Genomic DNA, 13,611 nt, shown 5'->3' on the forward strand with positions numbered 1-13,611 from the left:
GGCGCGGGGGTCGTAGGGGACGCGGGTGTAGACGAAGGTCGCGCAGCCCAGGTGGCTGACCGAGCCGTCGGGGTGCCGCTCGACGCGCAGCGTCTCACCGGTCAGGTAGCCGCTGGTCCCGACGAACACCTCCGGGTCGTCGGTCGGTGCGAAGGACATCGCCCTCCCCGGCCCGGAGGCGGGGGCCAGCTGCAGGCGCCGGCCGTCCCAGCGCAGCACCGACGGGGCGTGGCCCCAGTGCCAGGTGCCGAGCACCTCACGGACCACCTCCGGCACATCGCCCGTCGTCGGGCTCCACTCGCGGGGCAGCGGCGGCTCGGCGCCCAGCACCGTCTCGAGCAGCTCGCGGGTGGCGCCGCCGAGGCCGTACGCCCCGTTGGTCAGCACCACGGAACCGGTGCGCGAGTCGACGTCGACTAGGACGCCGCAGGTGAAGCCGGGCATCGAGCCGCCGTGGCCCACCAGCATCCGCCCGCCGGCGACGGTGACCGAGACGCCGAGCCCGTACGACGAGCCCGACCGGTCCTCGGGCGTGCTGGCCTGCGGGGTCCGCATCGCGACCAGCGACTCCTCGCGCAGGACCGAGGCCTCCGGGTCGACCAGGGCGGTCAGCCAGGTGCCGAGGTCGGCCACGGTGCTCCACAGCTGCCCGGCCGGCGCCATCGCGCCGGTGTCGGGCAGCGGCTCGGCGACCAGCTCGCCGGTGAGGGCGTCGACGGCCCAGCCCCGGGCGTACGGCTCCTCGAACTGGTAGGTCGTGCGGGTCATCCCCAGGGGGCCGAGCACCTGCTCGGAGAGCGCCTCCCACCACGACGAGCCGGCCACCTCGGCCGCGACCTCGCCGAGGACCCCGAACCCGAGGTTGGAGTAGTGGTGCTGCGACCCGGTCTCGAGCACGCGCTCCGCCCCGGCGTGCGCCGCGACCAGCGCGGCGCGGTCGCCGCCGGTCGAGCGCTCCCACCAGGTGCCGTGCGGCTCGGCGGTGAGGCCCGCGGAGTGCGAGAGCAGCGCGCGCAGGGTCGCGTCGGCGAACGGGCCGTCGGGCAGGAAGCGCCCCACGGTGTCGTCCAGCGCCAGGTCCCCGCGCTCGCGGGCCAGCATCACCAGCACCGCGGTCATGGTCTTGGTGACCGAGCCGATCTTGTACTGCGTGCCGGCGTCCGCGCGCAGACCGTCGGCCGAGGGCGCGGTCACCGAGGCGCCGCGGCCAGCGCTCCAGACGAGGCCGCCGTCGCGGACGATCCCGCCCACCAGCGACGGGATCCGCCCGGTGACCTGGGCGCGGGCCAGCACGCCCACGGCCGCACGGGCCGTGGGCTCCAGCAGCGCGCTCACCCCTCGGACCCCACCGGCTCCACCGGCTCCGCGAACGCCTCGAGCGGCGGGCACGAGCAGGTCAGGTTCCGGTCGCCGTAGGCCTGGTCGATCCGGCTGACCGGCGGCCAGTACTTGTCGGGGTCGATCCCGTTCGGGAAGACCGCGAGCTGCCGGTCGTAGGCCCGGTCCCACTCGCCCACCAGGACGCGCGAGGTGTGCGGGGCACCGCGCAGCGGCGAGTCCTCGGCGCTCCACTCCCCCGCCTCGACGCGGCGGACCTCGTCGCGGATGGCGATCATCGCCTCGCAGAAGCGGTCGATCTCGGCCAGGTCCTCGGACTCGGTCGGCTCGACCATCAGCGTGCCCGCGACCGGGAACGACATGGTCGGGGCGTGGAAGCCGTAGTCGACCAGGCGCTTGGCGACGTCGTCGACGCTGACGCCGGTCTCCTTGGTGAGCCCGCGCAGGTCGAGGATGCACTCGTGCGCGACCAGGCCGTTGTGGCCGCGGTAGAGCACCGGGAAGTGCTCGCCCAGGCGCGCGGCGACGTAGTTCGCGGCCAGCACGGCGACCGAGGTGGCGCGGGTCAGGCCCTCGCCGCCCATCATCCGCACGTAGGCCCACGAGATCGGCAGGATGCCGGCCGAGCCGTAGGGCGCGGCGCTGATCGGGCCGATGCCCTCGCGCTTGGCGACCTCGGGGTGCGCGGCGTGGGAGGGCAGGTACGGCGCGAGGTGCTCACGCACCGCGACCGGGCCGACCCCGGGGCCGCCGCCTCCGTGGGGGATGCAGAAGGTCTTGTGCAGGTTCAGGTGCGACACGTCGCCGCCGAACTCGCCCGGCTTGGCGTGCCCGAGCAACGCGTTCAGGTTGGCGCCGTCGACGTAGACCTGGCCGCCGTGCTCGTGCACGACGTCGCAGAGCTCGCCGATGGTGTCCTCGTACGCCCCGTGGGTCGAGGGGTAGGTGACCATGATCGCGGCCAGCGTGTCCGCGTGCTGCTCGCACTTGGCACGCAGGTCGGCCAGGTCCACCCCGCCGGCCTCGTCGGCGGCGACCACGACCACGCGCATCCCGGCCATCACCGCGGAGGCGGCGTTGGTGCCGTGGGCCGAGGACGGGATCAGGCACACGTCGCGCGCCTCGTCGCCGCGCCCGAGGTGGTAGCCCCGGATCGCCAGCAACCCGGCCAGCTCGCCCTGCGACCCGGCGTTGGGCTGGATCGAGACCCGGTCGTAGCCGGTGACCTCGGCCAGCCAGCCCTCCAGCTGGTCGACCAGCATCCGGTAGCCCAGGGCGTCCTCGGCCGGCGCGAACGGGTGCAGGTCGGCGAAGCCCGGCAACGAGACCGGCTCCATCTCGGTGGTCGCGTTCAGCTTCATCGTGCAGGAGCCGAGCGGGATCATCCCGCGGTCCAGCGCGTAGTCGCGGTTCGCGAGCCGGCGCAGGTAGCGCAGCATCTGGGTCTCGCTGCGGTGGGTGCGGAACACCTCGTGGGTGAGGAACTCCGTGCGGCGGGCCAGGGCCTCGGGCAGCGCGTCCGGCGTGGCCTGGTCGAGGGCGCCCAGCGCCTCGGCGTCGGGCACCTCCACGCCGAAGGCCTCGAGCACGCGGGCCAGCGTGCCGGTGGTGGTGACCTCGGAGGTGGACACCCCGACGGTGTCGCCGTCGGTGCGGCGCAGCTGGACGCCGAGCCCGCGGGCGGCGGAGACGACCTCGTCGGCCCGGCCGGGCACCGGCACCTCGAGGGTGTCGAAGAACTGCTCGTGGGCGACGCTGATCCCGCCGCGGCCGAGAGCGGCGGCGAGGACGGCGGCGTACCGGTGGGTGCGGTGCGCGATCGTGCGCAGGCCGTCGGCGCCGTGGTAGACGGCGTACATCGAGGCCACCACGGCCAGCAGCACCTGCGCGGTGCAGATGTTGGAGGTCGCCTTGTCGCGGCGGATGTGCTGCTCGCGGGTCTGGAGGGCCAGGCGGTACGCCGGGCGCCCCGTCGCGTCGACGGAGACGCCGACCAGCCGACCCGGCAGGTGCCGCTCGAGGCCGGCGCGCACGGCCATGAACCCGGCGTGCGGGCCGCCGTAGAAGAGCGGGACGCCGAAGCGCTGCGAGGAGCCGACGGCGACGTCGGCACCGAGCTCGCCGGGGCTCTCCAGCAGGGTCAGGCCGAGCAGGTCGGCGGCGACGACGGCCAGGCCGCCGCGCTCGTGGGTCTGCTCGATCACCGCGCGCGGGTCCAGCACCCGGCCGGAGGCGCCGGGGTACTGCACGAGCGTCCCGCAGACCCGCTCCAGGTCGGTCGGCAGGCCGTCGGTGAGGTCGGCGACGACCACCTCGATGCCGAGACCGGCCGCGCGGGTGCGTACGACGTCGATGGTCTGCGGCAGCGCGTCGGCGTCGACGACGAACGGGCCGGTCGACTTGCGGTCGGCGCGGCGCACCAGCGTCATCGCCTCGGCGGCGGCGGTGCCCTCGTCGAGCAGGGACGCCCCCGCGGTGGGCAGGCCGGTCAGGTCGGCCACGGCGGTCTGGAAGTTGATCAGCGCCTCGAGCCGGCCCTGGGAGATCTCGGGCTGGTACGGCGTGTAGGCGGTGTACCAGCTGGGGTCCTCCAGCACGTTGCGGCGGATCACCGGCGGGGTCAGCGTGGCGTGGTAGCCCAGGCCGATCATCGCCTCGCCCGGGGCGTTGGCGGCGGCCATCTCGCGCAGCTCGCGCGCGGTGGTCTCCTCGGAGGCTGCCGGCGGCAGGTCGAGCGCGGCGGCGGCCCGGATCCCGCCCGGGACGGCGGCCTGCATCAACTCATCGAGCGAGGCGTACCCGAGGCGGTCGAGCATCGTGGCCACCTCGTGCTCACGGGGGCCGATGTGGCGGGAGACGAACGGCGAGGCCGCGTCGAGCTCGGAGAGACGGGGCAGATCGGACACGCAGGCTCCTGGAGGGACGAGAGTGGGTGGGCTCACTCGTGCACCTCCCCCTCTGTCACCCCGTCGTCGGAGCTCCAGAGCTGCCTGGTCCGCACGGTCCGGGCGCCTGAGAGGTTCCGGGGAGGATTTGCCCCTTCGGCGCTTCCCACCGCGACCCGGTCTCCCGGGCGTGCGGCGGCAAGACTCTCCCGTGCGGGATCGTCAGCAGGTCGAGCCTAGCCCACGGACCAGGCCCGACCGATCTGGCGGGCACTGCTGATCGTGCTGGGTCAGCCGGTCTTGCGAGAGGCACGGCGGGCGGCGAGCTCGTCGCGGGCGCTGGGCGCGGCACCCGGCTCGGCGGCGCGCTCGCTGGGCAGCTGGGCCAGCGTGCCCTCGATCTCGCGCCAGACACCGCCGATGGCGATCCCGAAGACGCCCTGCCCGCCCTGGAGCAGGTCGATGACCTCGTCGTTGCTGGTGCACTCGTAGACGGAGGCGCCGTCGCTCATCAAGGTGACCTGGGTCAGGTCGTCGGTGCCGCGCTCACGCAGGTGCGAGACCGCGGTACGGATCTGCTGCAGCGAGATGCCGGCGTCGAGCAGGCGCTTGATGACCTTGAGGATCAGGATGTCGCGGAAGGAGTAGAGCCGCTGCGAGCCGGAGCCGGAGGCGCCGCGCACGGTGGGCTCGATCAGGCCGGTGCGGGCCCAGTAGTCGAGCTGGCGGTAGGTGATCCCGGCGGCGTTGCAGGCCGTGGGCCCGCGGTAGCCGACGTCGCTGGGCAGCGGGGAGACGTCGTCGGTGAAGAGGAGACCCTGCTCCTCGGCGCGTGCCGTGGCCTCGACACCTGCGGGGTCGGGCTGGGTGGCACTGCTGGCTGCCCCGGGGGGCTTCTGCTCGGTCACGCGGTCCTCCGTCGGTCTGCTCCGTGCAGAGTAGCTCCCGGGGAGCCGGGCGGACCAGCAGGACTGGACGCACCACAGCGGTGGAGTTACACGCGGAGGACTTCAAGGTAGGACCCCGCCGGGACGAGGTCAACGACACCGCTTCTGCGTGTCGCAGACCCTCACCCTCAACCTGAGGATGAGGGTTGCGGCCGGCAGGCGCGCCGCTGTCACGCTCTGTTACATCGTCTGGAATCGCGCGCGGAATCAGATGGTCGTAGCAACACCTGAGCAGAGGTGTTGTAGATGGCGAAGCGTTACGTCTCCTACGAAGAGCGCGATGAGTTCTTCGAGTTGTTGTGTTCGGGCCTGTCATTAGACGCGGCTGCGGCTGCAGCCACCCTGAACGCCAGACCACGGCCTACCCTCAACATGCGCACACCAGCCCAAGAGCTGGACCAGCTCCTGACAACCCCGTCAGCAGCCTGACCCCGTTGCTACGACCGATGGACCCCGCCCGCGTCATGCGGCCGCCGGAGACGACGTAACACAGCGTTACAGCGGGCTCGGTGGCGCGGCCACCGCGCGCAGCGGCGCCGGCCGACGGCGTACGCCGCGCGGCGTGACGGCCGCGCTGGGAGGATCAGGCGGGGTCGAAGTCCTCGGGCGTGACGTGGTCGAGGAACTCGCGGAACCGCTCGACCTCGTCCTCCTGCTCGGCCGGGACGGCCAGACCGGCCTCGTCGAGCACCTCGTCGGCGCACACGATGCGGGTGCCGGTGCGCAGCGCCAGGGCGATCGAGTCCGAGGGACGGGCGCTGACCTCTGCGCCGGAGCCGAGGACGAGCAGCGCGAAGAACACGCCGTCCTTGACCTCGGTGATGCGGACCTCGGTCAGCTCGTTGCCGGTGGCCTCCAGCACGTCCTTCATCAGGTCGTGCGTCAGCGGGCGCGGCGGCACCACGCCCTGCTGGGCGAAGGCGATCGCGGTGGCCTCGACCGCACCGATCCAGATCGGCAGGTAGCGCTCCCCCGAGACCTCGCGGAGCAGGACCAGCGGTTGGCTCGAGGGCATCTCGACCCGGACACCCATCACGTCTACTTCGCGCACGTCGTCACCCTACTCCGCACCCCCGGCTACCCGTGGCCCCAGGACCGGGTGGTCAGCGACGACGCAGACCCGCCTTGACCAGGGTGGCGTGCAGGCGCACGGTCAGCGCCGCGACCTCGGAGGCCGTCTCGTGGGCGCGGGCGCTCGCGGCGGGGTCGCGCGACCCGCGGGCAGTCGCGGTCACCTGCTCCACCAGGCCCACCTCGCGGTCGGCGGCGGTGCGGAACGCGCGCAGGTGGCGGGGCTCGATGCCGAAGTCGGACAGCTCGCGCGCCGTGCGCGCCACCACCAGCGCGTCGGCGTCGTAGTGGCGGGTGCCGGGGCGCACGGCGAGCAGGCCGAACTGCTCGAGCTGGTCGAGCTGGTCCTCGTCGATCTCGGCGATCTTGACCAGCTCGCGCCGTGACAGCCGCAGGTCGTCACGCCGGTTGAACGACGCGGCGCTGGGCAGGCCGTCGGCGGCCAGGGCCACCGTCGGCACCGTCGGGACGACCGAGTCGATCGGCGGCGGCTCGAGCCCTCGGTCCAGGGCGTCCAGGTGCTCGCCGATCACCTTCAGCGGCAGGTAGTGGTCGCGCTGCATCCGCAGCACGTACCGCAGCCGCTCGACGTCGGCGTCGCTGAACTTGCGGTAGCCCGCCGGGGTCCGCTCGGGCTTGATCAGGCCCTTGTCCTCGAGGAAGCGGATCTTGGGGATGGTCACCGACGGGTAGTCGGGGCGCAGCGCCTCGAGCACCTGCCCGATGTTGTGGCGGGCGACGCCGGAGGCACCCTCCCCGGGTGCGGTGGCCGCGCGAGGCGTCCGGTCCATGCCGAGCGACCTCAGCTGCGGTCGTGGCCGGAGAAGAACACCAGTCGGTACTTGCCGATCTGGACCTCGTCACCGTCGTTGAGCCGGACCTTCTCGATCCGGTCGCGGTTGACGTAGGTGCCGTTCAGGCTGCCGGCGTCGGCCACGGTGAAGGAGTCGCCCTCCCGCGTGAACACCGCGTGGCGGCGCGAGACGGTGACGTCGTCGAGGAAGATGCTGCTGTCCTGGTGACGGCCGGCCTCGATCACGTCGTTGTCGAGCAGGAACCTGCTGCCCGAGCCGGGACCCTTCTGCACGACCAGCAGCGCGTGACCCAGCGGGAGCGCGTCCACCGCAGCCGCGTCGACGGCCCGCAGCTTGTCCGAGGTGTCGGTCTTCGCGCCGTCGTTGCCGGGGCTGACGGCGCCGACCTGGATGGTCGCCGTGGTCTCCCCCGGCGTCTCACCGCCGGCGGAGGCGTCGGCGCCGACCAGCCGGGTGCCGCACTGGGCGCAGAAACGCGCGTCGTCGGGGTTCTGGCGACCGCAGGCGGTGCAGAACGGCATGGGTGCTCCTCGTTCGGTGGTCGGTGTGCTGATGGCCGTGCCTCAACCCTCACCAGAGGCTTGAGGTGCGTGAAACCTACCAGCCGCCCGAGCGGCCCGGCAGGGTCCAGGAGGGACGTCCTCGGACGCCCGACCCGGGTCGGGCGTCGGGTCAGGCGTCGGTGTGGGAGGCGTACGCCGCGGCGTCGAGGAGCGCGTCGAGCTGACCGGCGTCGGACGGCACGACCTCGAACAGCCAGCCCCCGCCGTACGGGTCGGAGTTGACCAGCTCGGGGGTCGCGTCCAGCGTCTCGTTGCGGGCCACGACCTGGCCGGTGACCGGGGCGTAGACGTCGGAGACCGACTTGGTCGACTCGAGCTCGCCGCAGGTGCCGCCGGCCTCGATGGACTCGCCGACCTCGGGCAGCTGGACGTACACGATGTCGCCGAGCGCCTCCTGGGCGTAGTCGGTGATGCCGACCCGGACCGAGCCCTCGGCCTCGCCGGGGCGACGCAGCCACTCGTGCTCGGGGGTGTACAGCAGGTCGTCGGGGTTCACGCTGGCTCCTCGGGGACGGGACGGGTGGGGCGGTGGTCGGTGAGGCTACTGGTCGGCGTCGGGGACGGCGTACTCCGCCTCCTGCTGCTCGACGACGGCGTCCACGTCGAGCGAGCCGAGCTCGGTCACCTCGAGCGAGGCGCCGTCGCCCTCGATCTGCGCGCGGGGGCCGAGCGCGAACTCCACGGCGCCGGAGAGCACGTCGGGCCCGCCGATGACGTCGACGACGTACGGCGCCTCGACCAGCGTCCCGTCCACCAGCAGGCCGCCCTCGACGTCCTCGAACGACGTCTGGGCCACGACGCGGACCTCGCCGTTGAGCTGGATCGCCTCCGCGCCCACCGTGCGCAGCTCCTGGACCAGGTCGAGCATCGAGGACAGGGTGACCTCCGAGCCGCCGCCCTCGGTCACGGTGATCCGGATCCCGGGCCCGGTCACCGGGACCAGCCCCGCCAGCACGGTGAGCGTGTCGACCTCGTCGCGGGCCTCCTGCAGCGCGGTGCCGCGGGCGCTGGTCTCGTCGAGCAGCTGCTCGCGGGTGCGGGTCAGCCGCTCGATCTCGGACTGGGTGCGCTGGGTGGTGCCGGCCAGGCCGTTGAGGACGTCGATGAGGTCCTGCTGGCGCAGGGTGTCGTAGTCGGAGTCGGCGTCGGTCGCGCGGACCTGGACCACCACGCCGTACCCCACCAGCGCCAGGACCACCGCGACCACCACCTGCCGGCGCGAGGGGCGCAGCGCCGCGCGCGTCAGCTTGTCGCGGCCGGTCCCGCCGGGCCGGTCGTCTGGCCGCTCCTCGGGCCGGTCGTCGGGCTCAGGCATGGAACAGGTGGCGCCGGATCGCGGCGACGTTGGAGAAGATCCGGATCCCGAGGACGACGATCACCCCGGTCGAGAGCTGCCCGCCCACGCCGAGCCGGTCGCCGATGTAGACGATGAGCGCGGCGATCACCACGTTGCTGGCGAACGAGATCACGAAGACGCGGTCGTCGAAGATCCCGTCGAGGTAGGCGCGCAGCCCGCCCAGGACGGCGTCGAGCGCGGCGACGACGGCGATCGGGAGGTACGGCTCGAGGCCCAGCGGGACGTCGGGCTGGACGTACAGCCCGAGCACCACGCCGAGGAGCAGTCCGAGGACGGGGATCACTGCGGCACCTCCGGGGCGGCTGAGGACGGGGAGTCGGACGAGGGGGCGGGCACGGGATCGGCCGGGTCGGACGGGGGGACCGTGGTGGCCGACCGTAGCCGCTGCAGACGGTTGGGTGCCGCGGGCAGGGCCAGGTCGGTGGCGTTCTCGATCTCGAAGTCGAAGGCGTAGCGGGCGGCGAGGTCGGCGAAGGCCAGCCCGCTGGAGGTGTCGTAGAAGTCGGCCTGCAGCGTCGCCCGGTCGCCCACGGCCGCGACCGTGTAGGGCGGGGCGATGCCGACGCCGTTGACCTCGACCGCCACCCCCGAGGTGCGGACCGCGCTCAGCGCCGTGAGCCGCTGGTCGTTGATGGCCACGGCCTCCGCGCCGGCGCTCCAGAGACCGTTGACCAGCAGCGCGAGGTCGGAGTCGCGCAGCTGGCTGGTGGGTCCGGCGTCCGGGGCCTGGTCCAGGGTGGCGCGCACGCCCTCGCCCCGCACCGCGACGAACCCGGTGGTGGTCTGCAGGCGCTGCAGGCGCGACTCCTCCGCCGCGAGGTCCTGCGACAGCGCGGTGGCCCGGGCCTCGTCGTCGACGGACCCCGTGCGCAGCGCCGCCACCAGCTCCTGGTCGGAGGCGACCCGGTCCCGCTCGGCCTCGATCCGGGCGATCAGCCCGGACCGGCCGGCGTCGCGCACGTCGGCGTCCTGGTTCGTCTGCACCACGGCGGTCGCCAGCAGCACCCCGAAGACCGCGACCGCGGTGACGGTGACGGCGGCGGCCCTCCGGGGCGTACGGCCCGCCGCTCCCCCGCCCGGTGCTGCCGCCGGCCCCGGGTGGTCCCGGCGGCGCCGCGCGGCGACGACGTAGTCCTCGTCCAGGGCTTGGTCGTTGACCAGGGTCAGCAGCGGCATGGTGACCCGGTCCGGCAGCCGCCCGGCCGGCCCCCGCCCGGTCGGGTCCGGCGTCCCGCCCGGGGCCGCGTCCCGGGGGCGCTCAGGCATCGGAGAGGTCCCGCCCGCGTCGGCGCTCGGTGGTCGCGAGCAGCCGGCGTACCTGCCAGGTGTAGAGGATCCCGGCCCACCAGTAGAGCCCGATGCCCCAGAACGCGAACGCCCAGCCCAGCACCAGCGACAGCTCGGCCACGACGCCCTCGCCGTCACCGAGGAGCAGCAGCGGGAAGGCGTAGAGCAGGCAGGCGGTGGCCGCCTTGCCGAGGAAGTGCACCGGCAGGGCGCTGTAGCCGCGGGTGCGCAGGATCGGCACCAGCAGCCACATCAGCGCGTCGCGCAGGGGCAGCGAGACCGCCATCCACCACGGGATGATGTCGCGCAGGGCCAGGCCGAGCACGACGGCCAGGATGTAGAGCCGGTCGGCGACCGGGTCGAGCACCTGGCCGAGGACGGAGGTCTGGTTCAGGCGCCGGGCCAGCCAGCCGTCGAGCCAGTCGGTGAGGCCGGAGACGACCAGCAGCAGCAGCGCCCACTCGTCGGCCTCGGGCACCAGCACCAGCCACAGGAACAGCGGGACGCCGAGCAGCCGCAGCCCGCTGAGGAGGTTGGGAAGGGTCCACGCGCCGTGGGTCGGGGGGTCGTGCTCCGCCACGGGTCGTCCCTGCTTCTCTCGGTGTCCGGATCGGTGTGCGCGGTCGGCCGCGGGCTCACCCTAGGGCAACCGGCCCGACGCCCTCCGAGGACGCCCTCCGCGTCAGCGGGTCGCGGGGTGGTCCTCCAGGTGGGCGGCGTCGCGGATCTCCCCGACCAGCTCCTCGACCATGTCCTCGAGCGTGGCCAGGCCCAGGGTCCGTCCGGTCTCCGGGTCGACCACGCGGGCCATGTGGGCCCCGCGGCGCTGCAGCGTCTCGAGGGCGTCGTGGAGCGGCTCGTGGGCGGCCACGGGCGCGAAGGGGCGGACCCACTTGGCGTCGACGACCTCCTCGCGGCGCGCCTCGTCGGGCTCGATGACGTCCTTGATGTGCAGGTAGCCCACCAGGTCGCCGGCGTCGTCGGCGACCGGGAACCTGCTGAAGCCGGTGGCCGCGCAGAGCGCCTCCACCTCGGCGCCCGTCGCGCCGGGGCGGACCACGGTGAGGCCCTCGGCGGGCAGGACGACCGAGCTGACGGTCTTCTCGGTGAAGCCGAGCGCGCCGGAGAGTCGGTCGTACTCGTCCTTCTCCAGCAGGCCCTCGCCGCGCGACTCCTCGACCAGGGCGGCGACCTCCTCGCGGGTGAAGCTGGAGCTGATCTCGTCGCGGGGCTCGACGCGCAGCGAGCGCAGGACGGCGTTGGCGATCGCGTTCAGCCCGGTGATGACGGGGCCGAGCACGCGCACCACGAGCAGCAGCGGCGGGCCGAGCGCGATCGCGGCGCGGTCCGGACCCGCGAGCGCGATGTTCTTGGGCACCATCTCGCCGAGCACGACGTGGAGCGCGACGACGACGAGCAGCGCGAGGACGAAGGCCACCGGGTGCACGAAGGCCTCGGGGACGCCGAGGGCCTCGAAGCCGGGCTCGATCAGGTGCGCCAGCGCGGGCTCGGCCACGGCGCCGAGGCCCAGCGAGCAGACCGTGATGCCGAGCTGGGCGCCGGCCATCATCAACGACACCTGCTCCATGGCGCGCAGCGTGGTGCGCGCCATCCGGGACCCGGCCTGGGCCTTGGGCTCGACCTGGCTGCGGCGGGCCGAGACGAGGGCGAACTCGGCGCCCACGAAGAAGGCGTTGGCGGCCAGCAGGGCCGCGCCGACGAGGAGACCGGCGTAGTCGCTCATGCGCGTGCTCCCTGGGTGCGCTCGGGCCGGGGTCCGGTGGGCCGGGCCTTGGTGTCGGCCTTGGTGCCGGCCTTGGTGCCGGCATCGGTGGCGGGCCCGGTCGTGGAGTCGTCGCCCTCGTGGACGTTGAGCACGATCCGGTCGACCCGCAGCCCGTCCATCCGCTCGACGGTCAGCACGACGAGCTGCTCGCGCGGGGAGTCGGGGTCGGAGGTGTCGGGGACGGCGATCTCGGCGAGGTCGCCGGCGGCCGGGACACGGCCCAGCACCTTCAGCACCAGGCCGGCGATGGTGTCGTAGTCCTCGCCCTCGGGCAGCGCGACCCCGGTGAGGTCCTCGACCTCGTCGGGGCGCAGCAGGCCGGAGAGCGACCAGGTGCCGTCGCGCCGGGAGCGGGCGCGGGCGCCGAGGCGGTCGTGCTCGTCGGAGATGTCGCCGACGATCTCCTCGATCACGTCCTCGAGGGTCACGATGCCGGCGTGCCCGCCGTACTCGTCGAGCACGACCGCGAGCTGGAAGCCGTCGCCGCGGAGCAGCGCGAGCAGCGGGTCCAGGCGCAACGAGTCGGGCACGACGATCGGTCGCACCATCAGGTGCTTGACCTTCGTCGTGGCCCGCTCGTGCAGCGGCAGCGCGACGGCGTGCTTGACGTGGACAGTGCCGACGACGTGGTCGTCGTCGTCGAGGACCGGGAAGCGGGAGTGCCCGGTACGCCGGGTCAGCTCGATCACCGCGGCGGCGCGGTCGTTGGCCTCGAGGCTGTGGGTCCGCACCCGCGGGGTCATGATCTCCCCGGCGGTGCGGTGGCCGAACTCCACCGAGCGCTCCATCAGCTCGGCGGTGTCGGGGTCGAGGGTGCCCTCGTCGGCCGAGCGCGCGATCAGCGAGGCCAGCTCGGTGGAGGAGCGTGCTGAGCGCAGCTCCTCCTGCGGCTCGATGCCCAGGCGCCGCACGATCAGGTTGGCGGAGCCGTTGAGCACGCTGATCGGCGCCTTCACCGCCGCGGTGAAGAGCCGCATCGGTGCCTGGGTGGCGCGGGCGGTGGCCATCGGCAGGGCGATCGCGAGGTTCTTGGGCGCCAGCTCGCCGAAGATCATGGTCAGCACGGTGCCGATCACCAGCCCGAGGGTGACCGAGGTGGGTCCGACGGCGCCGTCGGGCAGCCCGACCGCGGTCAGCGGGCCGCGGATCAGGGACGCGATCGCCGGCTCGGCCAGGAACCCGACCCCGAGGTTGGTCACGGTGATGCCGACCTGGGCCCCGGAGAGCTGGGTCGAGAGCTGCTTGAGCGCGGCCTGGACGCCCTCGGCGCCGGGCTCGCCGGCGGCGACGGCCTGGTCGACCTGCTGGCGGTCGACGGTGACCAGGGAGAACTCGGCGGCGACGAAGACGCCGCACAGGGCCACCAGGACCAGCGCGAGCGCGAGGAGGAGGAGCTCGGTCACCGCCCGGGCCTCACGTCGTCGCGGGCGTCACCGGGGGCACCGCCGGGTTCCGGAGGGCGGTCGGGGGTGGGACTGTCGGGGCCGTCCATGCGGGGTGCTCGGGTCCTCTGCGCGTCGTGGTTCGGATCGGCGCGGGCGCCGGGGCCACCATCGTACGGC

At 73.6% G+C, this 13,611-nt stretch carries 13 protein-coding genes and 1 riboswitch; all 13 genes read right to left on the bottom strand.

Translation table 11 applies throughout. The annotated features are described in order from the left end of the window. Positions 1-1,335 (bottom strand): serine hydrolase domain-containing protein (locus GV155_RS10840; RefSeq protein WP_160007863.1); only part of this gene is annotated, 1,335 nt, incomplete at its 3' end. Continuing rightward, complete coding sequence (gene gcvP / locus GV155_RS10845) at positions 1,332-4,154, bottom strand: aminomethyl-transferring glycine dehydrogenase (RefSeq protein WP_442938867.1); 2,823 nt, start codon at positions 4,152-4,154, stop codon at positions 1,332-1,334. The genes GV155_RS10840 and gcvP, both read right to left, overlap by 4 nt. Before the next feature lie 174 nt (positions 4,155-4,328). Next, positions 4,329-4,445, bottom strand: a riboswitch (glycine riboswitch). 68 nt (positions 4,446-4,513) lie between these two features. Then, on the bottom strand, positions 4,514-5,131 hold the full coding sequence (locus GV155_RS10850; RefSeq protein ID WP_160007867.1) for a MerR family transcriptional regulator: 618 nt from the start codon (positions 5,129-5,131) through the stop codon (positions 4,514-4,516). A gap of 622 nt (positions 5,132-5,753) precedes the next feature. Next, complete coding sequence (locus GV155_RS10855; RefSeq protein ID WP_160007869.1) at positions 5,754-6,221, bottom strand: bifunctional nuclease family protein; 468 nt, start codon at positions 6,219-6,221, stop codon at positions 5,754-5,756. A gap of 52 nt (positions 6,222-6,273) precedes the next feature. Then, positions 6,274-7,032 (bottom strand): transcriptional regulator FtsR, encoded by a 759-nt coding sequence (gene ftsR / locus GV155_RS10860; protein WP_160007871.1) that lies wholly within the window; start codon positions 7,030-7,032, stop codon positions 6,274-6,276. A gap of 11 nt (positions 7,033-7,043) precedes the next feature. After that, positions 7,044-7,577 (bottom strand): FHA domain-containing protein, encoded by a 534-nt coding sequence (locus tag GV155_RS10865; protein ID WP_160007873.1) that lies wholly within the window; start codon positions 7,575-7,577, stop codon positions 7,044-7,046. A 151-nt stretch (positions 7,578-7,728) separates the two neighbouring features. Beyond that, positions 7,729-8,115, bottom strand: a complete 387-nt coding sequence (gene gcvH, locus GV155_RS10870; RefSeq protein WP_160007875.1) for a glycine cleavage system protein GcvH — start codon at positions 8,113-8,115, stop codon at positions 7,729-7,731. Positions 8,116-8,160: 45 nt separating this feature from the next. Then, positions 8,161-8,934, bottom strand: a complete 774-nt coding sequence (locus tag GV155_RS10875) for a DUF881 domain-containing protein (RefSeq protein WP_160007877.1) — start codon at positions 8,932-8,934, stop codon at positions 8,161-8,163. After that, positions 8,927-9,259 (bottom strand): small basic family protein, encoded by a 333-nt coding sequence (locus tag GV155_RS10880; RefSeq protein WP_160007879.1) that lies wholly within the window; start codon positions 9,257-9,259, stop codon positions 8,927-8,929. Before GV155_RS10880 ends, GV155_RS10875 begins: the two co-directional genes overlap by 8 nt. Beyond that, positions 9,256-10,242 carry a DUF881 domain-containing protein gene (locus GV155_RS10885; RefSeq protein ID WP_160007881.1) on the bottom strand — a complete coding sequence of 329 codons (987 nt, stop codon included), beginning with the start codon at positions 10,240-10,242 and terminating at the stop codon, positions 9,256-9,258. The genes GV155_RS10880 and GV155_RS10885 overlap by 4 nt, the downstream gene beginning before the upstream one ends. Continuing rightward, on the bottom strand, positions 10,235-10,843 hold the full coding sequence (locus tag GV155_RS10890; protein WP_160007883.1) for a CDP-alcohol phosphatidyltransferase family protein: 609 nt from the start codon (positions 10,841-10,843) through the stop codon (positions 10,235-10,237). The genes GV155_RS10885 and GV155_RS10890 overlap by 8 nt, the downstream gene beginning before the upstream one ends. A 102-nt stretch (positions 10,844-10,945) precedes the next feature. Further along, a complete protein-coding gene (locus GV155_RS10895) occupies positions 10,946-12,007 on the bottom strand; it encodes a hemolysin family protein (RefSeq protein WP_160007885.1) in 1,062 nt (353 codons plus the stop codon). Beyond that, positions 12,004-13,452 (bottom strand): hemolysin family protein, encoded by a 1,449-nt coding sequence (locus tag GV155_RS10900; protein WP_160007887.1) that lies wholly within the window; start codon positions 13,450-13,452, stop codon positions 12,004-12,006. The genes GV155_RS10895 and GV155_RS10900 overlap by 4 nt, the downstream gene beginning before the upstream one ends. Positions 13,453-13,611: the final 159 nt, after the last annotated feature.

This window comes from Nocardioides sp. AX2bis (assembly GCF_902506435.1).
Lineage (GTDB): Bacteria > Actinomycetota > Actinomycetes > Propionibacteriales > Nocardioidaceae > Nocardioides.